The organism is Xenophilus arseniciresistens, assembly GCF_028023875.1.
GTDB lineage: Bacteria > Pseudomonadota > Gammaproteobacteria > Burkholderiales > Burkholderiaceae_C > Xenophilus > Xenophilus arseniciresistens.
On sequence record NZ_JAQIPB010000002.1, the window covers coordinates 543,844 to 567,448 of the forward strand.

Genomic DNA, 23,605 nt, shown 5'->3' on the forward strand with positions numbered 1-23,605 from the left:
AGGAGCAGGGGCGGCCCGCAGTATCAGCGATCAACCACGCATCAGAAGTTCAGCGTGCGCTTGTCCACGGCCAGTGCGGCTTCCTTGGTCGCTTCAGACAGCGAGGGGTGCGCATGGCAGATGCGCGCGATGTCTTCGGCGCTGGCCTTGAACTCCATCGCCACCACGGCTTCGGAGATCAGCTCGCTGGCCATGGGGCCCACGATGTGAACGCCCAGGATCTCGTCGGTCTTGGCGTCGGCCAGGAACTTCACCATGCCCGTCGTGTCGCCCAGCGCACGCGCGCGGCCGTTGGCCAGGAAGGGGAAGGTGCCGGCCTTGTAGGCGACGCCGTCGGCCTTGAGCTGCTGCTCGGTGCGGCCCACCCACGCGATCTCGGGGCTGGTGTAGATCACCCACGGGATGGTGTTGAAGTTCACGTGTCCGTGCTGGCCGGCAATGCGCTCGGCCACGGCCACGCCCTCTTCCTCGGCCTTGTGCGCGAGCATGGGGCCGCGCACCACGTCGCCCACGGCCCACACGTTGGGCAGGCTGGTGCGGCACTCGTCGTCGACCACGATGGCGCCGCGCTCGTCCAGCTTCAGGCCCACGGCTTCGGCGTTCAGGCCGATGGTGTTGGGCACGCGGCCGATGGACACGATCAGCTTGTCGGCATCCAGCGTCTGGGCTTCGCCCTTGGCGTTGGTGTAGGCAATCGACACGCCCTTCTTCGAGGTCTTGACCTCGCCGACCTTCACGCCCAGCTCGACCTTCAGGCCCTGCTTGTCGAAAGCCTTCTTGGCTTCCTTGGCGATCTGCTCGTCCACGGCACCCAGGAAGGTCGGCAGACCTTCGAGGATGGTGACGTCCGAGCCCAGACGACGCCAGACCGAACCCATTTCCAGGCCGATCACGCCCGAGCCGATGAGCGCGAGCTTCTTGGGCACGGCGCCCACGCGCAGCGCGCCGTCGTTGCTCAGCACGGTCTCTTCGTCGAAGGCCACGCCGGGCAGCGCGCGGGCGTTGGAGCCCGTGGCGACGATGATGTGCTTGCCGGTGATGGTTTCTTCTTCCTTGCCGGCGACCTTGATCTCGTAGGCGCCGTCGGCCGCCTTGGCGAAGGAGCCGCGGCCGTGGAAGAAGCTGACCTTGTTCTTCTTGAACAGGTACAGGATGCCGTCGTTGTTCTGCTTCACGACGGTGTCCTTGCGGCCGATCATCTTGGCCACGTCGATCTTCACGTCGCTGGCGCTGATGCCGTGCTCGGCGAAGTGCTTGTTCGCATGCTCGAAATGCTCGGACGACTGCAGCAGCGCCTTGGAGGGGATGCAACCCACGTTGGTGCAGGTGCCGCCGGGCGCCGGGCCGCCCTTGTCGTTCTTCCACTCGTCGATGCAAGCGGTATTGAAGCCCAGCTGGGCCGCGCGGATGGCGGCGATGTAGCCGCCGGGGCCGCCGCCGATGACGACGACGTCAAAATTTTTACTCATGGATGGCCTTCACGAATGGGGGGGTGAAGTGGTGCAGCAGCCGTAGCGAGCGTCCTGAGGTTGTGTCGAGCACCGCAGCCGTACTGACGTACGGCGAGGAGCGCAGGCGCAAGATCAGGGCGCGCAGTAGGCTGGTGCGCCGCTTCAGATGTCAAAGAGCAGGCGCGAGGGATCTTCCAGCGCTTCCTTCATCGCCACCAGGCCCAGCACGGCTTCGCGGCCGTCGATGATGCGGTGGTCGTAGCTCATGGCCAGGTAGTTCATCGGGCGCACCACGATCTGGCCGTTCTCGACCACGGCGCGGTCCTTGGTGGCATGCACGCCCAGGATGGCCGACTGCGGCGGGTTGATGATGGGCGTGGACAGCATCGATCCGAAGGTGCCGCCGTTGGAGATGGAGAAGGTGCCGCCGGTCATCTCTTCGATGCCGAGCTTGCCTTCCTGCGCCTTCTTGCCGAACTCGGCGATCTTCTTCTCGATGTCGGCGAAGCTCATCTGGTCGGCATTGCGCAGGATCGGCACCACCAGGCCGCGCGGCGAACCGACGGCGATGCCGATGTCGAAGTAGCCGTGGTAGACGATGTCGTTGCCGTCGACCGAGGCGTTGAGCACCGGGTACTTCTTCAGGGCGTGCACCGCAGCCTTGACGAAGAAGCTCATGAAGCCCAGCTTGGTGCCGTGCTCCTTGGTGAAGGCGTCCTGGAACTTCTTGCGCAGGTCCATCACCGGTGCCATGTTCACCTCGTTGAAGGTGGTCAGGATGGCGTTGGTGGACTGCGACTGCAGCAGGCGCTCGGCGATGCGGGCGCGCAGGCGGCTCATGGGCACGCGCTCTTCGGGGCGCTCGCCCAGGTCCTGCTTGGCAGGGGCTGCCACTTGCGGCAGGGCCGTCTTGGGCACGCCGGTGGGGATCTGCACGGCGGGGGTGGCCGCGGGTGCTCCAGCACCACGGGCCACGGCCGACAGCACGTCGCCCTTGGTCACGCGCCCGTCCTTGCCCGTGCCGGCCACGTCGTTCACGGTCAGGTTGTTGTCGGCCAGCAGCTTGGCGGCGGCGGGCATGGCCACGTCGCCCTTGCTGGTGGCGGTGGCGGCAGGTGCTGCTGCAGCGGCAGCAGGCGCCGCGGCGGGGGCGGCAGCGGGTGCGGCGGCGCCAGCCTTGCCTTCGGTGTCGATCTTGGCGATCAGCTGGTCGGCCACCACGGTGGCGCCGTCGCCCTGCACGATCTCGGCCAGCACGCCAGCGGCGGGCGCGGGCACTTCCAGCACGACCTTGTCGGTCTCGATCTCGATCAGGATCTCGTCGGCGGCGACGGCTTCGCCGGCCTTCTTCTTCCACTGAAGCATCGTGGCTTCGGCCACGGATTCAGACAACTGGGGAACCTTGACTTCTACGATGGACATGTTGTTCTCGGTGAACGTTTTGCGTTGAGCGTTATTCGTTGGAAGCGGCGACCGGGCGCGGGGCCATCCAAGGCCCGGCGCCCGGCACGAAGCCGCGTTACTTGGTCAGCACGAAGCCCTTGAGCTTGGCAAAGGCCGCGTCGACCAGCGCCTTCTGCTGCTCCTGGTGCAGGTGGGAGTACCCCACGGCCGGCGAGGCCGAAGCGGCGCGGCCGGAGTAACCCAGCTTCTGGCCTTCCTGCATGTTCTCGTGGATTTGGTGCTGCACGAAGAACCAGGCGCCCTGGTTCTGCGGCTCGTCCTGGCACCACACCACGTCCACCAGGTTCGGGTACTTCTTGAGCTCGGCGGAGAAGGCCTTGTGCGGGAAGGGGTAGAGCTGCTCGACGCGGATGATCGCCACGTCGTCGGCGCCCTTCTCCTCGCGCTTCTTGGCCAGGTCGTAGTAGACCTTGCCCGAGCAGGCGATCAGGCGCTTGACCTTGTCTGCCTTGAGTTCCTTTGCGTCCGGGATGACGGTCTGGAAGCCACCCTTCGTGAACTCGGCGAGCGGCGAAGTCGCGTCCTTGTTCCGCAGCAGCGACTTGGGCGTCATGATGATCAGCGGCTTGCGCAGGTTGCGCACCTGCTGGCGACGCAGCACGTGGAAGATCTGGCTGGCCGTGGTGGGCTGCACGATCTGCATGTTGGCGTCGGCCGCCAGCTGCATGAAGCGCTCCAGGCGCGCCGAGCTGTGCTCCGGACCCTGGCCTTCGTAGCCGTGCGGCAGCATCATCGTGATGCCGTTGACGCGGCCCCACTTCACTTCGCCCGAAGCGATGAACTGGTCGATCACGACCTGTGCGCCGTTCACGAAGTCGCCGAACTGGGCTTCCCAGATCACCAGCGTGTTCGGGTCGTTGGACGCGTAGCCGTATTCGTAGGCCAGCACGGCTTCTTCGGACAGGATCGAGTCGATCACGACGAAGGGGGCCTGCGTGTCGGCGATGTTCTGCAGCGGCACGTAGGTGCCTTCGTCGAACTTCTCGCGGTTCTGGTCATGCAGCACGGCATGGCGGTGGGTGAAGGTGCCACGGCCGCAGTCTTCGCCCGACAGGCGCACCGGGTAGCCCGACGCCACCAGCGATGCGAAGGCCATGTGTTCACCCATGCCCCAATCGACGTTGACCTCGCCGCGGCCCATGGCGGCGCGGTCGTCCAGCACCTTCTTGACCAGCGGATGCACCGTGAAGCCCTCGGGCACGGTGGTGATCTTCTCGGCCAGGCGCTTCCACTCGGTCAGCGGGATGGCGGTGTCGGCAGCGTCGGTCCACTTCTTGTTCAGGAAGGGGCTCCAGTCGACCGCGTACTTGCTCTTGAAGTTGGTCAGCACCGGATCGATGGTGTTGCGACCTTCGTCGAAAGCGGCGCGCTGCGCCTTGACCATGTCGTCACCCAGCGTCTCGCCCAAGCCCTGGGCGGCCAGCTTGTCGGCGTACAGCTTGCGCGTGCCGGGGTGCTTGGAGATCTTCTTGTACATCAGCGGCTGGGTCAGGGCCGGCGTGTCCTGCTCGTTGTGGCCCAGCTTGCGGAAGCAGACGATGTCCACCACCACGTCCTTGTTGAACTCCTGGCGGTATTCCAGGGCCAGCTGCATGCACAGCACCACAGCCTCGGGATCGTCGCCGTTCACGTGCAGCACGGGCGCGTCGATCATCTTGACCACGTCGGTGCAATACAGCGTGGAGCGGCTGTCGCGCGGATCGCTGGTGGTGAAGCCGATCTGGTTGTTGATGACGATGTGCACCGTGCCACCCGTGTAGTAGCCACGGGTTTCGGCCAGTGCCAGCGTTTCCATCACCACGCCCTGGCCGGCGAAGGCGGCGTCGCCGTGCACCAGCACGGGCAGCACCTGGTCGCCCTGCTTGTCGCCGCGGCGGTCCATGCGGGCACGCACGGAGCCTTCGACCACCGGGTTCACGATTTCCAGGTGCGAGGGGTTGAAAGCCAGCGTCAGGTGGACCGGACCACCGCGCGTGGACACGTCGGAGCTGAAGCCCTGGTGGTACTTCACGTCACCGCTGGGCAGGTCTTCCGGTGCGGTGTGGTCGAACTCGGCGAACAGGTCCTTGGGCATCTTGCCCAGGGTGTTGACCAGCACGTTCAGGCGGCCGCGGTGGGCCATGCCGATCACGATTTCCTGCACGCCCTTCTCGCCGGCGCGCTGGATCAGTTCGTCCATGGCCACGATGAAGCTTTCGCCGCCTTCGAGCGAGAAGCGCTTCTGGCCGACGTACTTGGTGTGGAGGAAGCGCTCCAGGCCTTCAGCCGCCGTCAGGCGACCCAGCACATGCTTTTTCTGCTCGCCGTTGAGCTGCGGGTTGGTGCGCGCGCTCTCCAGCTTCTGTTGCCACCAGCGCTTTTGCGTCTGGTCGGTGATGTACATGTACTCGGCGCCGATGGTGCCGCAGTAGGTTTCGCGCAGCGCGTTGAGCAGGTCGCGCAGGGACATGGTGTCCTTGCCGAAGAAGGTGTTGCTCGTGTTGAACACCGTCTCCAGGTCTGCGTCGGCAAAGCCGTAGAACGAAGGCTCGAGTTCGGGGATGGCCGGACGCTCGGTGCGCTTGAGCGGGTCCAGATCGGCCCAGCGTGCGCCGACGTTGCGGTAGGCGGCGATCAGCTGCTGAACGGCGGTGCGCTTGCGGCCCAGTTCCGAATCGGCGCCGCTGGCGACCACGACGCGGGTCTGGCCCTGCTTGGCGCGCTCGGCGAAAGCGTTGACGACGGGAAGGTGCGGAACGTCCTTGGTGTTGCTGCCATCGGTGGCCGGCACGTGCTGCAGGGCATCGAAGTAGGCGCGCCAGTTGTCAGGCACGCTGCCGGGGTTGGCAAGGTAGTTCTCGTACATCTCCTCGACGTAGGGGGCGTTGCCGCCGAAGAGGTAGGTGTTGCCGAGATAGGCGCTGTAGATGGACGGCGACGAATCGCTCATATTCCGCTGACCTCCGCTTTCCTTTGGAAAGCATTAGCTGGTTTGGATAACCTTCCGCGACACGGCTGAACCGGTTGGCGGATGCGACTGTGGCTGGGAAGGGCCTGAGTACCTTCGCATTGTGCCACGTCAATTCGATGACGGTTGACGCATCCAGTGGCCGGCCCGAAGGACTGGCCTGCAGGAGGTGGCGAGGAGAGGCCATTATTCGCATGCACCGCGGCGCTGCAATCCCGGTCATGCCCTCAGAGGTCTCGAGCTGTTTCAGCGCAGCGGCGTTCTCGTCGGCTCAGCGGCCCACCCGCGCTCGGATCTGCTGCAGCGAGGCGGGATCGTCCAGCGTGCTCAGATCGCCGGGGTCGCGCTGCTCGCACACGGCCTGGATCGCACGGCGCAGCAGCTTGCCGCTGCGCGTCTTGGGCAGAGCCGTCACCACGTGCACGCGCGCCGGACGCGCCAGCGCACCGAGTTGCCCGGCCACGGCGGCCATGATCTCGCCCTCCAGCAGGCGGGCCGCCTGCTCGTCGCTGGCAGCCAGGCCGCTGCGCGGCACCACGAAGGCCACCGCCACCTGGCCCTTGAGCGCGTCGGCCACGCCCACCACCGCCACCTCGGCCACGTTCGCATGGCCAGCCACGCATTCCTCGATCTCGCGCGTGCCCAGCCGATGGCCCGCCACGTTGATTACGTCGTCGGTACGCCCCAGGATGTAGTAGTAGCCGTCGGCGTCGCGAATGCCCCAGTCGAAGGTCGAATACACGAGCTTTCCGGGAATGCTCTTCCAGTAGGTGTTGACGAAGCGTTCGTCGTCGCCCCACACGGTCTGCATGAAGCCCGGCGGTGTAGGCCCCTCGATCACCACCACGCCTTTCTCGTTCGGCGCAGCGAGTTCCTCGCCCGTGCTCTCGTGGACGATCTTGACCTGGTAGCCGTACATGGGCACGCCGGGGCTGCCCAGCCGCGGGGCCTGCGCAGCATCCACGCCGCGCGCCAGCGTGAGGATGGGCCAGCCCGACTCGGTCTGCCAGTAGTTGTCGATCACGGGCACGCCCAGGCCCTCGCCGATCCAGCGCGCGGTGGGCTCGTCCAGCGGCTCGCCGGCCAGGAACAGCGCCCGCAGGCTGGACAGGTCGTGCTTCCTGAGCAGCGCTGCATCCTGCTTCTTGAGCACGCGCACGGCCGTCGGTGCGCTGAACATCACCGTCACGCGGTACTTGTGCACCAGCTGCCACCAGATGGCGCCGTCGGGCTGGCCGTCCATCCCCTGCGTGGGCAGACCTTCGTAGGCGATGGTGGCCATGCCTGCGATCAGCGGGCCGTAGACGATGTAGCTGTGCCCCACCACCCAGCCGATGTCGCTGGTCGAAAAGTAGGTCTCGCCGGCACGACCATCAAAGATGTGCTTCATGCTGGCGGCCAGCGCCACCGCGTAGCCGCCCACGTCGCGCTGCACACCCTTGGGCCTGCCCGTGGTGCCGCTGGTGTAGATGATGTAGCTGGTGTCGGTGGCCTCCAGCCAGACGCAGGGCACCCGGGCATCGGCATGCCGGACCATCAGCTCGGCCCAGCGGTGGTCTCGCCTGGCCTGGCAGACCAGCGGCGCCAGGCCGCGCTCCACCCACAGCACGGCCGAGGGCTTGTGCGCAGACAGCCGGATGGCCTCATCGAGCAGGGGCTGATAGGCGATCACCTTGCCGCCGCGCGAACCCGCATCGGCACTGACCACCACCTTGGGCTGCGCGTCTTCGATGCGCGATGCCAGCGCACCGCTGGCGAAGCCGCCGAAGACCACGCAGTGGATCGCGCCAATGCGCGCGCAGGCCAGCATCGCGATGATGGCCTCGCCGATCATCGGCATGTAGATCAGCACACGGTCGCCGCGGCCCACACCCAGGGCCATGAGGCTGGCCGCCGCGGCCTGCACCTGGGCATGCAGCTGCGCAAAGCTCCACACCCGCTCGCTGCCCGTCTCGGTCGAAACGGCGATCAGCGCCGCCTGGTCTGCCCGCGCCGCCAGGTGGCGGTCCACAGCGTTGTGGCACAGGTTGGTCTGCCCGCCCACGAACCAGCGCGCAAAGGGCGGCTGGCAGGCATCCAGGATCTGCTCGGGCGGCTTGTGCCAGTCAATCAGATCGGCCTGCTCGGCCCAGAAGGCCTCGGGCGCGTCAATGGAACGGCGATGGAAATCCGCGTAGCTGGCCATGTGTGTGTCTCCATGGGCGCTGTCACGGGCCGCCAGTCCTCAGCGTCCGTGCCACCGCGCCTTCGTTCTTGTGTGGCACCTCATTATGGAAGTCGCGCTTGCGGGAGTCTGACAGCCTCGCCAGCAGCCGTGCGCGGACGCCATGCACCGTGCGCACGCAGCGATGGCGCGGGCAGGCGCATTCAGCGGATCAGCGCCTGCCAGTCCCGGAATGCCTCATGCTCTGCGCTGCGCAGCCACTCGAAGCCGACCATCTCGGTGGTCACCAGTTCGGCGCCCGCGCCGGCCAGCCGGTCGAAAGCGGCATCACGGCTGCGCTCGGTGCGAGAACTGCAGGCATCGGTCACCACCCAGACCTCGAACTCGTCCTCCAGCAGGTCCAGCGCCGTCTGCAGCAGGCACACATGGGCCTCGCAGCCTGCAATGACGATGCTGGCGCGCTCCTCTTGCGCCTGCGGCTTCTGCAGGTGCTTGGGCAGGCTGCGGGCATTGCCGCGCACCGGCGGCGCAGGCGGACGCAGCCATTCACCCAGGCCCTCTTCCACGGCGCTGAAATGCATCTTGGGCAAGGTGCGTTGGCACAGCGCGCGCAGTGCGGGCGCGTTCTCGCCCAGCTTGGAAGGGTTCTGCTCCGTGCCGAAGGTGGGTACGCCTACCAGCGCAGCCATCTTGGCCAGCCGCACGGCGTTCTGCAGCACCTGCTCGCCCTCGAAGATGGCCGGCATGAGGCGGGCCTGGTAGTCAACCAGCACCAGCTGGGATTGGGAAGCGTCTAGAAGCATGAAGGGTCATCCGGGTCAGAACGTCCACGCGAAGGCGCGGCGCCTCGGAACGTGTTCACGCTCCGAACACCCGATGATCTCAGAAGCCGACCCTCGCGCTCAGCGGGGCTGGAGCCGGATCAGTTGCCCGTTCTGCGCATCCGTCAGCACGTAGAGCAGCCCGTCGGGGCCCTGGCGCACGTCGCGGATTCGCGCGCGCCCTTCTTCCAGCAAGCGGTGCTCGGCCACCACCTTGCCGCCCTGCAGCTCCATGCGATTGAGATAGCCGAACTTGAGCGAACCGACAAAAAGGTTGCCCTTCCAGCCCGCGCCATAGCGGTCGCTGGTCAGGAAGGCCATGCCCGAGGGGGCGATTGACGGGTCCCAGTACTTCAGCGGCTGCTCCATGCCGGCCTTGGCCGTGCCTTCGCCGATCCGGGTGCCGCTGTAGTTGCGGCCGTAGGAGATCACGGGCCAGCCGTGGTTGCGCCCGGCCTCGGGCACGTTGATCTCGTCGCCGCCCTGCGCGCCATGCTCGTGCATCCAGAGCCGGCCGTCCGGGCCCAGCGTGGCCCCCTGGCCGTTGCGATGGCCGTAGCTCCAGATCTCCGGCAGCGCGCCGGCACGATTCACGAAGGGGTTGTCGGCAGGCACGCTGCCGTCCTTGGCCACGCGCACCACCTTGCCGATGTGGCTGTCCAGCTTCTGCGCCTCTTCGCGGCGGCTGTTGCGGTCGCCCAGCGTCATGAACAAGGTGCCGTCGCCGGCCTCCACGATGCGGCAGCCGAAGTGATGCCGGCTGTCGACCTTGGGCTTCTGGCTGAAGATGACCTTCAGCCCTTCCAGGCGGCTGCGGTCCGCGGACAAGATGGCCCGTGCCAGCGCGGTGCTGTTGGTGCCACCCTCACCCGGCTCGGCAAAGCAGAAATAGAGGGTGCGGTTGCGCGCGAACTGGGAGTCGGTGATCACATCCAGCAGCCCGCCCTGCCCGCCCGCAGCCACCGGCGGCACGCCCTGCAGCGGCTGGCCCAACTCGCCAGTGGCGGCCACCACGCGCATGCGGCCGGCTTTCTCGGTTACCAGAAAGCGGCCGTCGGGCAGAAAAGCCACCGCCCAGGGATTCTCCAGACCGGAGGCCACCACCTGCGCGACAGCCTGGGCCTGCGCGCCGCCTGCGGCCGAGCCCAGCATGAAACCCACCATCCAGGCCAGACCGGCACGCCCTGGGCGCGACTTTTGCTTGGTTTGCAATGCCATGCGGCACTGTCATCGACTCGCCACCTGGCATGCAAGCATGTCCCTCTATGACTTCGGGCAATGACACGGGCCTGTCTTAGAACCTCTGTTTGCAGACGATGTGAAACAAAAGTGAATAATTTCAATCGCTTAGCACCGGTCTTGAGACTGGCTTTTCGATTGACACATTTGGTTGTGCTGAATATCCTACGCCCCCATGCGTCAAACTGCCCTCGCCGTCCTGGTCCTCATGTTTGCTAGCGCCGCGTATGCGGCACCCCATCAGGAGCGGGGCCCGGCAGATTCCGCGTCTGCCGAACGCGGCGGGCTGATGGACCGCATCGAGCACGCCAGCCATGCCGTGGTGGACCGCACTTCCGACCTCGTCATCAGCACCATGGGCTTCCTGGGTGTGCCCTACAAGCGTGGCGGCAACAGCGTCGAAACCGGTTTTGACTGCAGCGGCTTCGTGCGGGCCATGTATGACAAATCCATGGGCCTGCTGCTGCCGCGCCGCGCCGAAGAGCAGGCTGCGGCCACGCAGAAGATCGATCGCAGCGAACTCAAGCCCGGCGATCTGGTGTTCTTCAACACCATGCGCCGCGCCTTCAGCCATGTGGGCATCTACGTGGGCGATGGCAAGTTCATCCATTCGCCGCGCTCCGGCGCCGAAGTGCGGGTGGAAAACATGAACGTCAGCTACTGGCAAAAGCGCTTCAACGGCGCCCGCCGCGTGGCCGAGGCGCCGGCCGGCGAGTAACCGGCACGCCGTCTCGTCTGAATCGCCCCCTGCTGGGCACTGCAAAAAAGAAACCCGCCGTTGGCGGGTTTCTTGTTTTCTACTTGCGCTGCGGCGGCAGGTCGGTGCAGGTGCCGTGGGCCACTTCAGCCGCCATGCCGATGCTTTCGCCCAGCGTGGGGTGCGGGTGGATGGTCTTGCCGATGTCGATCTCGTCGGCACCCATTTCAATGGCCAGTGCGATCTCGCCAATCATGTCGCCCGCATGCGCGCCGACAATGCCGCCACCCAGGATGCGATGCGTTTGCGCGTCGAACAGCAGCTTGGTGAAGCCTTCGTCGCGTGTGTTGGCGATGGCGCGGCCCGAGGCAGTCCAGGGGAAATGGCCCTTCTTGACCTTGATGCCCTCGGCCTTGGCTTGGTCCTCCGTCAGGCCCACCCAGGCCACTTCGGGGTCGGTGTAGGCCACGCTCGGGATCACGCGCGCGTTGAAGGCGGCTGCGGCCAGCTCCTTGTTGCCCTGCTGCTCGCCGGCAATGACTTCTGCCGCCACATGGGCCTCGTGCACCGCCTTGTGGGCGAGCATGGGCTGGCCGACGATGTCGCCGATGGCAAAGATGTTGGGCACGTTGGTGCGCATCTGGATGTCGACCGGGATGAAGCCGCGGTCGCTGACCGTGACGCCTGCCTTCTCGGCGCCGATCTTCTTGCCATTGGGGCTGCGGCCCACGGCCTGCAGCACCAGGTCGTAAACCTGCGCTTCCTTGGGCGCGTTGGCGCCTTCGAACATGACCTTGATGCCGTCCTTGGTCGCTTCCGCGCCCACGGTCTTGGTTGAGGTCATGATGTTGTCGAAGCGCGGCGCGTTCATCTTCTGCCAGACCTTCACGAGGTCGCGGTCAGCGCCCTGCATCAGGCCATCGAGCATCTCCACCACATCCAGGCGCGCGCCCAGCGTGGAGTACACCGTGCCCATTTCCAGGCCGATGATGCCGCCGCCCAGGATGAGCATGCGCTTGGGGTCCGAGCCCAGCTCGAGCGCGCCCGTGGAATCGACCACGCGCGGGTCGCCCTTGGGCATGAAGGGCAGGTGCACGGCCTGCGAGCCGGCCGCGATGATGGCGTTGCGGAACTTGATGACCTTCTTGCTGCCCGTGACTTCGGAGCCGCTGCCGGTGGTTTCATCCACCTCGAGGTGGTAGGCGTCCAGGAAGGTGCCCAGGCCGCGCACGGTGGTCACCTTGCGCATCTTGGCCATGGCCGTGAGGCCGCCCGTCAGCTTGCCCACCACCTTGTTCTTGTGCGCAAGCAGCTTGGCGCGATCCACCTTCGGAGCGCCGTAGTCCACGCCCAGATCGGCGAAGTGCTTGACCTCGTCCATCACGGCCGCAACGTGCAGCAGCGCCTTCGAAGGAATGCAGCCCACGTTCAGGCACACGCCGCCCAAGGTGGCGTAGCGCTCCACCAGCACGGTCTTCATGCCCAGGTCGGCCGATCGGAAGGCAGCCGAATAGCCGCCGGGGCCGGCGCCCAGCACCAGCGTGTCGCATTCAATATCGACCTTGCCGCTGTAGGTGCCTGCGGGAGCCGGTGCGCGCGCAGCGGCAACGGGTGCCGGCGCGGCCGCAGCGGGCGCAGGGGCCGGCGAGGACGCGGGCGCCGGTGCTGCCGGAGCAGGTGCGGGTGCGGGTGCAGCCGCTTCGCCGCTGGCCTCGACCACCACCACCACGGAGCCTTCGCTGACCTTGTCGCCCACCTTCACGGCCACCGACTTGACGACGCCGGCATGGCTGGAGGGGATCTCCATCGAGGCCTTGTCCGATTCGACCGTGATCAGCGACTGCTCGACCTTGATGGTGTCACCCACCTTGACCAGCACCTCGATCACCGCGACTTCGTCGAAGTCGCCAATGTCCGGAACCTTGATCTGTTGTTCGCTCATGCTGCTCTCTCCTTACAGCACGATGCGACGGTAATCCGTCAGCAGTTGGCCCAGGTAGGCGTTGAAGCGGGCCGCGGCCGCGCCGTCGATCACGCGGTGGTCATAAGACAGCGACAGCGGCAGCACCAGGCGCGGCACGAACTGCTTGCCGTCCCACACCGGCTTCATCTGGCCCTTGGACAGGCCCAGGATGGCGACTTCAGGCGCGTTGATGATGGGCGTGAAGTGGGTACCACCGATGCCGCCCAGCGAGCTGATCGAGAAGCAGCCGCCCTGCATGTCGGCCGCACCCAGCTTGCCGTCGCGCGCCTTCTTGGCCAGATCGCCCATTTCCTGGCTGATCTGGATGATGCCCTTCTTGTCGGCATCCTTGAGCACGGGCACGACCAGACCGTTGGGCGTGTCTGCCGCGAAGCCGATGTTGAAGTACTGCTTGTAGACCAGCGTGTCGCCGTCCAGGCTGGTGTTGAACTCGGGGAACTTCCTGAGCGCCGCCACCACCGCCTTGATCACGAAGGCCAGCATCGTGACCTTCACACCGGACTTCTCGTTCTCCTTGTTGGTGGCGACGCGGAAGGCTTCCAGTTCGGTGATGTCCGCTTCGTCGTTGTTCGTGACGTGCGGGATCATGACCCAGTTGCGATGCAGGTTCGCCCCCGAGATCTTCTTGATGCGCGACAGGTCCTTGCGCTCGACGGCGCCGAACTTGCTGAAGTCGACCTTGGGCCAGGGCAGCAGGTCCAGGCCTGCGCCACCGCCACCACCGGCGGGCGCCTTGGCCGCCTGCGCCTTGGTCTGCACGGCGCCGCTCATCACCGACTTGGTGAAGGCCTGCACGTCGTCCTGGGTGATCCGGCCCTTGGGACCGGAGCCCTTCACTTCCTCCAGCGGCACGCCCAGTTCGCGCGCGAACTTGCGCACCGAAGGCGAGGCATGCGGCAGCTGTCCGCTGGGGGCCTTGGTCGGCTCGTGGGCCACTGCGGGCGCAGGGGCTGCCGAAGCTGCGGGCGCGCTCGCGCTGGCCGGCGCCGAAGCAGGCGCGGCTGCGGGCGCCGGGGCTGCGGCCGCATGTGCGGGCGCCGCGGCGCCAGCGGCGCCTTCCAGCACGGCGATCAGGTCGCCGATGTTCACGGTGTCGCCCACCTTGACCTTCAGCTCCTTGAGCGTGCCGGCCGCCGAGGACGGGATTTCCATCGAGGCCTTGTCCGACTCGACCGTGATCAGGGACTGTTCCACCTTGATCGCGTCGCCGGGTTTGACCAGCACCTCGATCACGGCCACGTCCTTGAAGTCGCCGATATCCGGCACCTTGACTTCGACCGGGCCCGCGGGCGCGGCGGCCGGAGCAGGTGCTGCGGCGGGGCCGGGCGCGGGCGCTGCGGCGGCCGGCGCAGGCGCTGCAGCGGCGGGTGCCGGCGCGGGGGCGCCTGCGCCCTCGGCTTCCAGCATCAGCACCAGCGAACCTTCGCTGACCTTGTCGCCCACCGCGACCTTGATTTCCTTGACCACGCCGGCGGCCGACGACGGAATTTCCATCGAGGCCTTGTCCGACTCCACCGTGATCAGCGACTGCTCGGCCTTGACCGTGTCGCCCACCTTCACCAGCACCTCGATCACCGCGACCGAATCGAAATCGCCGATGTCAGGAACCTTGACTTCCACTGCTGCCATGTTCTGTGTCTCCCGCCCGCAGGCGTTGTGTGCTTGTGCTTACGCGTACAGCGGGTTGATCTTGTCGGCGTCGATGCCGTACTTCTTGATGGCTTCGCTCACCTTCTGGACCGGCAGCACGCCGTCCTCGGCCAGCGCCTTGAGAGCCGAGACCACGATGTAGTGGCGGTTGACCTCGAAGTGCGCACGCAGCTTGCTGCGGAAGTCGCTGCGGCCGAAGCCGTCGGTGCCCAGGGTCTTGTAGGTACGGCCCTTGGGAATGAAGGGACGGATCTGTTCCGTGTAGGCCTTCATGTAGTCGGTCGATGCCACCACCGGGCCGGTGCTGGCGGCCAGTTGCTGGGCCACGAAGGGCACGCGCGGCGCCTCCGTCGGGTGCAGCAGGTTCCAGCGCTCGGCGTCCTGGCCGTCGCGGGTGAGCTCGTTGAAGCTCGGGCAGCTCCACACGGCCGCGGCCACGCCCCAGTCCTTTTCCAGCAGTTCCTGGGCGAAGAAGGATTCACGCAGGATGGTGCCGCTGCCCAGCAGCTGCACGGTGGGCACGTTGGCCTGCTGCAGCGTGGGCGCCTGCTTGCACAGGTACATGCCCTTGATGATCTGCTCTTCGGTGCCGGGCTGCAGGCCGGGCATGGCGTAGTTCTCGTTGAGCAGCGTCAGGTAGTAGAAGACGTTTTCCTGGCGCTCCACCATGCGCTTGAGGCCCTCGTGCATGATCACCGCCACTTCGTGCGCGAAGGTCGGGTCGTAGCTCACGCAGTTGGGGATGGTGTTGGCCAGGATGTGGCTGTGGCCGTCTTCGTGCTGCAGGCCTTCGCCATTGAGCGTGGTGCGGCCAGAGGTGCCGCCCAGCAGGAAGCCGCGCGCCTGCATGTCGCCCGCGGCCCAGGCCAGGTCGCCGATGCGCTGGAAGCCGAACATCGAGTAGTACACGTAGAACGGCACCATGATGCGGTTGTTCGTCGAGTACGAGGTGGCAGCCGCGATCCAGCTGGACATGCCGCCGGCCTCGTTGATGCCTTCCTGCAGGATCTGGCCGGCCTTGTCCTCCTTGTAGTACATGACCTGGTCCTTGTCGACCGGGGTGTACTGCTGACCATGGGGGTTGTAGATGCCGACCTGGCGGAACAGGCCTTCCATGCCGAAGGTGCGGGCTTCGTCGACCAGGATGGGCACAACGCGCGGGCCCAGCGCCTGGTCACGCAGCAGTTGCGTGAGGAAGCGCACGTAGGCTTGCGTGGTCGAGATCTCGCGGCCTTCGGCCGTGGGCTCCAGCACGGCCTTGAAGGTTTCCAGGGCCGGCACCGTGAAGCTTTCGTCGGCCTTGGTGCGGCGGTGCGGCAGGTAGCCGCCCAGTGCCTTGCGGCGCTCGTGCAGGTACTTCATCTCCGGCGTGTCGTCGGCCGGCTTGTAGAAAGGCAGATCGGCGATCTGGCTGTCGGGCACCGGGATGTTGAAGCGGTCGCGGAAGGCCTTGATGTCCTCGTCGCTGAGCTTCTTGGTCTGGTGAACGGTGTTCTTGCCTTCACCGATCTTGCCCATGCCGAAGCCCTTGACGGTCTTGACCAGCAGCACGGTGGGCTGGCCCTGGTGGTTCTGGGCGGCATGGAAGGCGGCATAGACCTTCTGCGAGTCATGGCCGCCACGCTGCAGCGCCCAGATCTCGTCGTCGCTCATGTGCTCGACCATCTTGGCCGTGCGCGGGTCGCGGCCGAAGAAGTTCTTGCGCACGTAGGCACCATCGTTGGCCTTCATGGCCTGATAGTCGCCGTCGTTGGTCTTCATCATCAGGTCGCGCAGCGCGCCGTCGTGGTCCTTGGCCAGCAGCGCGTCCCAGCCCTTGCCCCAGATCAGCTTGATGACGTTCCAGCCCGAGCCGCGGAACTCGCCTTCCAGCTCCTGGATGATCTTGCCGTTGCCGCGCACCGGGCCGTCCAGGCGCTGCAGGTTGCAGTTGATGACGAAGATCAGGTTGTCGAGGTTCTCGCGCGCGGCCAGACCGATGGCACCCAGCGATTCCACCTCGTCCATTTCACCGTCGCCGCAGAACACCCAGACCTTGCGGTTGCTGGTGTCGGCGATGCCGCGGGCGTGCAGGTACTTCAGGAAGCGCGCCTGGTAGATCGCCATCAGCGGGCCCAGGCCCATGGACACCGTGGGGAACTGCCAGAACTCGGGCATCAGCTTGGGGTGCGGATAGCTGGAGAGTCCCTTGCCGTCCACTTCCTGGCGGAAGTTCAGCAACTGCTCTTCGGTCAGGCGGCCTTCCAGGTAGGCGCGGGCATAGATGCCGGGCGAGACGTGGCCCTGGATGTACAGCAGGTCGCCGCCGCGCTGCTCGGTCTCTGCATGCCAGAAATGGTTGAAGCCGGCGCCGAACATGGAAGCCAGCGAGGCGAAGGAGCCGATGTGGCCGCCCAGATCGCCGCCTTCGGGCGGGTGATGACGATTGGCCTTGACCACCATGGCCATCGCATTCCAGCGCATGTAGGCGCGCAGGCGCTGTTCGATCTCGAGGTTGCCGGGGCTGCGGGCTTCCAGCTCGGGCTCGATCGTGTTCACGTAACCCGTGTTGGCCGAGAAAGGCATGTCCACGCTGTTCTGGCGCGCATGCTCAAGCATCTCTTCGAGCAGGAAGTGCGCGCGCTCAGGGCCCGCACTCTGGATGACGGCGGAGAGCGCATCCCTCCACTCCTTGGTTTCTTGAGCGTCCGCATCCTGGGCAGTCGCGTTGAAGTGGCTCTCGGGATTTGCCGACATCCTGTGGTCTCCTGAATGGCTTGTGGGCGTAATTTAGTGCGGCCAGGTCAGCCGTCGCGAAAGTGTCTCACATAAAGTTGGTTATTCCAAATTATGCCTTCATGTTTCTTAATATGAAACATTGATGAACTGACGTGAGCTGATTGCAGGCAGATCAAGGCCAGCACCCCTCGCCACCTAGAGCGCGCCGCCTACACTGCTGCGCATGAATGCTGTATTGACGCCCGGGTCATGGAAAGCTCGCCGCTGAAGTGGTGGCGCCGCTGGTGGCGCCGGCAGACGCCGGGCCGCCAGGACCGGGTGGCCATGATGGTTCCGCTGGCTGCGGTGCTGCTGTTTCTGGCCGCCATCGTGGCCGCATTCGGCTATCTGCGGCTGGAGGAACAGGAGCGCGAGCTGGAATCGGTGCGGCGCGACGTGGAATACGCCCAGCAGCGCCTGCGCCTGCGGCTGCTCGAGCGCCAGGAGCAACTGATGCGCCTGGCGCGCGATGCGGGCAACCGCGAGATCGACGCCGCCGAATTCACCAGCCGCGCCGAGTCGATGGTCAGCCAGAACCCCGAGCTGCAGGTCATCAGCTGGATCGACGATCGTCGCGCCATCCGCGCCAGCTACGCCGCACCCAGCGTGCATCCGGCCCAGCAGCATGCGGTCGGCGAAGTGCTGCGCCCCGGCGACATCGAAACCCACTACGCCCTGGCGCGCGAACTGCGCCAGCCCGTGTTCTCCCAGCCCGCTGCCGGCGCAGAGCCGCCGAACATGCTGCAGCTGCACATCCCGCTCTATGACCAGGGGTTGTTCGCAGGCGTGGTGCTGGGCGAGTTTTCGGTCGACGGGCTCATGCGCTACGGCGTGCCGCCCGAGGTCAACTTCCGCTATGCCGTCTCGCTGCTGGACGACAAGCGCGGCGTGATCGCCGGCAGCGCGCTGACCGGCCGCGAGGCCGAAGGCGGCCTGCGCGCATGGACGGGCCACACGCGCGAGTTCGAGGTGCCCGTCTCGCCCGTGGGCAACGGGCTGGTGCTGCGCGCGCAGGCGTATCGCACCTCGCAGGGTTTGGTCGGCAACGGCCTGTTCTGGCTGGTGGTGGCGCTGTCGGTGCTCACCAGCTGGATGCTGATTGGCACCTGGCGCCACACGCGCCGCCGGCTGCAGGCCCAGCAGGCGCTGGTGGCCGAGACCAACTTCCGCCGCGCGATGGAGAACTCCATGCTCACGGGCATGCGGGTGCTGGACCTGGATGGACGCATCACCTACGTCAACGCGGCCTTCTGCGCCATGACCGGCTGGAGCGAGGAGGAACTGGTGGGCCAGAAGCCGCCCTTCCCCTACTGGCTGGAAAGCGACCAAGAACTGATGAACGAGCGGCTGGAAGAAGAGATCCATGGCCGCTCCCTGCCCGGCGGCTTCCAGGTGCGCGTCAAGCGCAAGAGCGGCAGCGTGTTCAATGCGCGGCTGTATGTCTCGCCACTGATCGACGCGCGCGGCCAGCAGACGGGCTGGATGACTTCGATGACCGACATCACCGAGCCCACGCGCATCCGTGAGCAGCTGTCGGCGTCCTACGAGCGTTTCACCACGGTGCTGGAAGCGCTCGATGCGTCAGTGTCGGTCGCGCCGCTGGGCAGCGAGGAACTGCTGTTCGCCAACAAGATGTACCGCTCGTGGTTCGGCTCCGACACGGTGGGCCATCTGCACATGGTGGCGCAAGCCGGCGTGCCCGCCGCGCCCTCGCCCGAGGCGGACTTCGACGACGTGGACCCGCTGGCCGGCCTGCCGGTGGACACGCTCACCGCCGCCCAGCCGGCCAACAACGAGATCTTCGTGAACGATCTGGGCAAGTGGCTGGAAGTGCGCTCGCGCTACCTGACCTGGGTGGACGGCCGGCTGGCGCAGCTGGTGATCGCCACCGACATCACGCCGCGCCGCGATGCCGAGGAACAGGCCGCCGCCCAGGCCGACAAGGCCCAGTCCGCCAGCCGGCTGATCACCATGGGCGAAATGGCCTCCAGCGTGGCCCATGAGCTGAACCAGCCGCTGACGGCCATCAGCAACTACTGCAACGGGATGGCCTCGCGCATCCGCAACCAGCAGATCGACGAGGAGCAGTTGCTGGGCGCGCTCGAGAAGACGGCCAGGCAGGCACAGCGCGCCGGCCAGATCATCCAGCGCATCAAGAGTTTTGTGAAACGCAGCGAGCCCAACCGCACGCCTTCAGACGTGTCCACCATGGTCAGCGAAGCGGTGGAGCTGGCCGGCATCGAACTGCGGCGGCGCAACGTGCGGCTGAACCACTACGTGGCGGCACGGCTGCCCACGCTGATGGTGGACCCGATCCTGATCGAGCAGGTGATGGTCAACCTGATGAAGAACGCGGCCGAATCGATCGACGCGGCGGAACGGCCGGCCTCGCAGCGCAGCGTTGAACTGCGCGTGCTGCCCAAGATCATGGAAGGCCAGCCCGCTGTGGAGTTCTCGGTGCAGGACACCGGCGCCGGACTGGCCCCCGAAGTGCTGGAGCGCCTGTTCGAAGCCTTCTTCTCGACCAAGCGCGAAGGCATGGGCATCGGGCTCAATCTGTGCCGCTCCATCGTCGAGTCTCACCGCGGCCGGATGCACGCGGAGAACCTCTACAATGGAAACGACGTGGTTGGATGCCGTTTCAGCTTCTGGATCCCGGTACCCGACGCTATGAACCCCGTAGTGACTGGCGAGGCAAAGGTATCTGCATGAGTTTGATCCCGAAAAAGGGTACGGTTTATGTCGTCGATGACGACGAGGCGGTTCGCGATTCCCTCCAGTGGCTGCTTGAAGGCAAGGACTACCGGGTTCGCTGCTTCGACTCCGCTGAATCCTTTCTTTCCCGCTACGACCCTCGCGAGGTCGCCTGCCTGATCGTGGACATCCGCATGGGCGGCATGACGGGCCTCGAGCTGCAGGACAAGCTCATCGAGCGCAAATCGCCGCTGCCCATCGTGGTCATCACCGGCCACGGCGACGTGCCGATGGCCGTCGACTCGATGAAGAAAGGCGCGATGGATTTCATCCAGAAGCCCTTCAATGAAGACGAGCTGGTGTCCCTGGTCGAGCGCATGCTCGAACATGCGCGCTCGGCCTTCGCCCAGCACCAGCAGTCGGCCAGCCGCGACGCGCTGCTGTCCAAGCTCACGGGCCGCGAAAGCCAGGTGCTCGAGCGCATCGTCGCCGGGCGCCTGAACAAGCAGATCGCCGACGACCTGGGCATCAGCATCAAGACGGTGGAGGCGCACCGCGCCAACATCATGGAAAAGCTCAACGCCAACACGGTGGCCGATCTGCTCAAGATCGCCCTGGGGCAGACCCCGGCCAAGGCCGCGCCCGCCGCGCCCTGATCGCGCCCCTTCCCCTTCCGGACGCCCGCTCCACCTGACGTGAGCGGGCGTCTTCATTTTGACTCCGCCCCAACGCAGAAAGCCCCTTGTCATGACCGCACAACTGATCGACGGCAACGCCCTCGCACGCCAGATCCGCGCCGATGTTTCCGGCCGCACCGCAGCACTCAAGGCGCGCGGCATCCAGCCCACGCTGGCCATCGTGCTGGTGGGCGACGATCCGGCCAGCCAGGTGTATGTGAAGCACAAGGTCAACGACAGCAGCGAGACCGGCCTGGTCGCCAATCTCGAACGCCATCCGGCCAGCCTGGGCGAAGCCGAACTGCTCGCGCGCATCCACGCGCTCAATGAAGACCCGTCCGTGCATGGCATCCTGGTTCAGCTGCCACTGCCCAGGCACATGGACAGCCAGAAGGTGATCGAGGCCATTTCGCCGGCCAAGGACGTGGACGGTTTTCACGTCGCCAGCGCCGGCGCGCTGATGGTCGGCCGCCCGGGCTTCTGGCCCTGCACGCCGCATGGCTGCCTGCGCATGCTCGATTCGATCGGCTACGAGCTGCGCGGCAAGCATGCCGTGGTCATCGGGCGCAGCAACATCGTGGGCAAGCCCATGGCGATGATGCTGCTGGGCCGCAGCGCCACCGTCAGCATCTGCCACAGCGCCACGGCCGACCTGGGCGCCATCACGCGCCAGGCCGACGTGATCGTGGCCGCGGTCGGCAAGCAGAACCTGCTGACGGCCGACATGGTCAAGCCCGGCGCCGTGGTGCTGGACGTGGGCATGAACCGCAATGCCGAAGGCAAGCTGTGCGGCGACGTGGACTTCGAAGGCGTGCGCGAGGTCGCCAGCTGGATCACGCCCGTGCCCGGCGGCGTGGGCCCCATGACCCGTGCCATGCTGCTGGTCAACACCCTTGAAGCGGCGGAACGAAGCGCCAAGTGAGTTGAATTCGCCGCAGTTCGCACCGCTCAAATTGCTATGACTACCACCTCCAATCCCCTCCTCGACTTCTCCGATCTGCCCCTGTTTGATCGGATCCGCCCGGAGCACATCGCGCCAGCAGTCGATCAACTCGTTGCGGAAGGCGAGGCGAACCTCGAAACGGTGGTTGCGCCCGAATTTCCGGCGGATTGGCTCGAAATTTCCCGCGTTTTAGACGTCGGCGGCGAGCGCTTCACGCGCGCTTGGGGAGCCGTCGCCCATCTCAATGCGGTCGCGGATACACCAGCGTTGCGCGCTGCGTATAACGCCTGCATGCCACGCGTGACAGAGTTCTGGACGCGCGTGGGCTCCGACCAGCGGCTCTACGCCAAGTACAAGGCGATCGACCCAGCCACCCTGAATCCCGAGCAGGCACAGGCCCACAAGAATGCCGTGCGCAACTTCGTGCTGGGCGGCGCCGAGTTGCAGGGCGACGCGAAGAAGCGCTATGCCGAGATTCAAGAGCGCCAGGCCGAGCTGAGCCAGAAGTTCAGCGAACACGCGCTGGATGCCACCGACGCCTTCGCCTGGTATGCCGAACGGGAAGAACTGGACGGCCTGCCCGAAGACGTGATTGCCGCCGCTCGCGCAGGGGCGCAGGCCGAGGGCAAGCCGGGCTACAGGCTCACGCTCAAGATGCCCTGCTACCTGCCGGTGATGCAGTTCGCCAAGAGCAGCGCATTGCGCGAACGCCTGTATCGCGCCTACGTCACGCGCGCCAGCGAGTTGGGCGACGCGGCCTTCGACAACACGGCGCTGATCACCGAAATCCTCGCCCTGCGCGAGGAAGAAGCAAAGCTGCTGGGCTACCCCAGCTTCGGCGCCCTGTCGGTGGTGCCCAAGATGGCCGAATCGCCTGAACAGGTGGTGGGCTTCCTGCGTGATCTGGCCGCGCGTGCCCGCCCCTACGGCCAGCGCGATGTGAGCGAGCTGCGCGAGTTCGCCGCCAAGGAATTGGGCCTGACCGATCCGCAACCCTGGGACTGGAGCTACATCGGCGAGAAGCTCAAGGAGGCGCGCTATGCCTTCAGCGAGCAGGAGCTCAAGCAGTACTTTCCGGCGCCCAAGGTGCTGGCCGGCCTGTTCAAGATCGTCGAAACCCTGTTCGAAGTCAGCATCCGCCGCGACAGCGCGCCCGTGTGGCACCCGACGGTGGAGTTCTACCGCATCGAACGCCAGGGTCAGAAGGTGGGCCAGTTCTACCTGGATCCATCGGCGCGCGTGGGCAAGCGCGGCGGCGCCTGGATGGACGACGTGCGCGCACGCTGGATGCGCCCCGACACGCACGGCCTGCAAACCCCCGTGGCGCAACTGGTGTGCAACTTCGCCGAAGGCGTGGACGGTGCACCGCCGCTGCTCACGCATGACGACGTGATCACGCTCTTCCACGAATTCGGCCATGGGCTGCATCACATGCTCACGCAGGTGAACGAGCGCGACGTCTCGGGCATCAGCGGCGTGGAATGGGACGCCGTGGAACTGCCCAGCCAGTTCATGGAGAACTTCTGCTGGGAATGGAACGTGCTGCGGCACATGACGGCGCATGTGGAAACGGGCGAGCCGCTGCCGCGCCCGCTCTACGACAAGATGATCGCGGCCAAGAATTTCCAGAGCGGCATGCAGACGCTGCGCCAGATCGAGTTCGCGCTGTTCGACATGCTCCTGCACACGCAATTCGACGCCGCCGCGGCGGCCCCCGGTGCCGTGATGGCACTGCTGAACCAGGTGCGCGACGAAGTGGCGGTGCTGCCTTCGCCGCCCTTCAGCCGCACGCCCAACACCTTCACCCACATCTTCTCGGGCGGCTATGCGGCCGGCTACTACAGCTACAAGTGGGCGGAAGTGCTGAGCGCCGATGCCTATGCGGCCTTCGAGGAAAGCATGGGCGCGGACGGTACGCCCAGCGTGGAGACGGGCCGCCGCTACAGGCAGGCCATCCTGGAGGCTGGTGGCAGCCGCACGGCCATGGAGAGCTTCAAGGCTTTCCGTGGCCGGGAGCCCCAGCTGGACGCGCTCTTGCGGCACCAGGGCATGGCCGAGCCGCTGGCGGCCTGAACGCGCGCGGGAGCGCAGGAATGCACGGTTGGCCGGGCCGTGCG

14 protein-coding genes are annotated in these 23,605 nt (G+C 66.2%); 5 read left to right on the top strand and 9 right to left on the bottom strand.

Annotated elements, in window-relative coordinates:
- Window positions 1-41: 41 nt before the first annotated feature.
- The 6 genes from lpdA (PGB34_RS07170) to PGB34_RS07195 form a co-directional block, all read right to left on the bottom strand.
- Window positions 42-1,469 carry a dihydrolipoyl dehydrogenase gene (gene lpdA, locus PGB34_RS07170; protein ID WP_271427376.1) on the bottom strand — a complete coding sequence of 476 codons (1,428 nt, stop codon included), beginning with the start codon at window positions 1,467-1,469 and terminating at the stop codon, window positions 42-44.
- Between the two features lie 144 nt (window positions 1,470-1,613).
- A complete protein-coding gene (odhB, locus tag PGB34_RS07175) occupies window positions 1,614-2,873 on the bottom strand; it encodes a 2-oxoglutarate dehydrogenase complex dihydrolipoyllysine-residue succinyltransferase (protein ID WP_271427377.1) in 1,260 nt (419 codons plus the stop codon).
- A 97-nt stretch (window positions 2,874-2,970) separates the two neighbouring features.
- Complete coding sequence (locus PGB34_RS07180; RefSeq protein ID WP_271427378.1) at window positions 2,971-5,844, bottom strand: 2-oxoglutarate dehydrogenase E1 component; 2,874 nt, start codon at window positions 5,842-5,844, stop codon at window positions 2,971-2,973.
- Between the two features lie 289 nt (window positions 5,845-6,133).
- Window positions 6,134-8,047, bottom strand: coding sequence for a propionate--CoA ligase (locus tag PGB34_RS07185; RefSeq protein WP_271427379.1), 1,914 nt, complete (start codon window positions 8,045-8,047; stop codon window positions 6,134-6,136).
- Window positions 8,048-8,229: 182 nt separating this feature from the next.
- On the bottom strand, window positions 8,230-8,829 hold the full coding sequence (locus PGB34_RS07190) for an isochorismatase family protein (RefSeq protein ID WP_271427380.1): 600 nt from the start codon (window positions 8,827-8,829) through the stop codon (window positions 8,230-8,232).
- Between the two features lie 99 nt (window positions 8,830-8,928).
- Window positions 8,929-9,999, bottom strand: a complete 1,071-nt coding sequence (locus PGB34_RS07195; protein ID WP_271427681.1) for a PQQ-dependent sugar dehydrogenase — start codon at window positions 9,997-9,999, stop codon at window positions 8,929-8,931.
- A 262-nt stretch (window positions 10,000-10,261) separates the two neighbouring features.
- Here PGB34_RS07195 and PGB34_RS07200 point away from each other — a divergent pair, with 262 nt between their 5' ends.
- Window positions 10,262-10,804 (top strand): C40 family peptidase, encoded by a 543-nt coding sequence (locus tag PGB34_RS07200; protein WP_271427381.1) that lies wholly within the window; start codon window positions 10,262-10,264, stop codon window positions 10,802-10,804.
- A gap of 79 nt (window positions 10,805-10,883) precedes the next feature.
- On the opposite strand, the gene lpdA (PGB34_RS07205) is transcribed toward PGB34_RS07200, so the two are convergent.
- Genes lpdA (PGB34_RS07205) through aceE form a run of 3 tightly spaced genes read right to left on the bottom strand, consistent with a single transcriptional unit; the run spans window position 10,884 to window position 17,153 of the window.
- Window positions 10,884-12,725: a dihydrolipoyl dehydrogenase gene (gene lpdA / locus PGB34_RS07205; RefSeq protein WP_271427382.1), complete on the bottom strand. Its 1,842-nt coding sequence runs from the start codon at window positions 12,723-12,725 to the stop codon at window positions 10,884-10,886.
- Window positions 12,726-12,737: 12 nt separating this feature from the next.
- The gene (gene aceF, locus PGB34_RS07210) at window positions 12,738-14,396 is read right to left on the bottom strand and encodes a dihydrolipoyllysine-residue acetyltransferase (protein ID WP_271427383.1); all 1,659 of its coding nucleotides are present in this window, start codon (window positions 14,394-14,396) and stop codon (window positions 12,738-12,740) included.
- Window positions 14,397-14,435: 39 nt separating this feature from the next.
- Window positions 14,436-17,153: a pyruvate dehydrogenase (acetyl-transferring), homodimeric type gene (gene aceE, locus PGB34_RS07215; protein WP_271427384.1), complete on the bottom strand. Its 2,718-nt coding sequence runs from the start codon at window positions 17,151-17,153 to the stop codon at window positions 14,436-14,438.
- A 231-nt stretch (window positions 17,154-17,384) separates the two neighbouring features.
- Between aceE and PGB34_RS07220 the strand changes: the two genes are divergently transcribed.
- The 4 genes from PGB34_RS07220 (at window position 17,385) to PGB34_RS07235 (ending at window position 23,561) form a co-directional block, all read left to right on the top strand.
- Entirely contained in the window at window positions 17,385-19,886 is a 2,502-nt protein-coding gene (locus tag PGB34_RS07220; protein ID WP_271427385.1) for a PAS domain-containing sensor histidine kinase, read from the top strand.
- Window positions 19,883-20,524, top strand: a complete 642-nt coding sequence (locus PGB34_RS07225; protein WP_271427386.1) for a response regulator transcription factor — start codon at window positions 19,883-19,885, stop codon at window positions 20,522-20,524. The genes PGB34_RS07220 and PGB34_RS07225 overlap by 4 nt, the downstream gene beginning before the upstream one ends.
- A 91-nt stretch (window positions 20,525-20,615) precedes the next feature.
- Complete coding sequence (locus tag PGB34_RS07230; RefSeq protein WP_271427387.1) at window positions 20,616-21,467, top strand: bifunctional methylenetetrahydrofolate dehydrogenase/methenyltetrahydrofolate cyclohydrolase; 852 nt, start codon at window positions 20,616-20,618, stop codon at window positions 21,465-21,467.
- Between the two features lie 36 nt (window positions 21,468-21,503).
- Complete coding sequence (locus PGB34_RS07235; protein ID WP_271427388.1) at window positions 21,504-23,561, top strand: M3 family metallopeptidase; 2,058 nt, start codon at window positions 21,504-21,506, stop codon at window positions 23,559-23,561.
- Window positions 23,562-23,605: the final 44 nt, after the last annotated feature.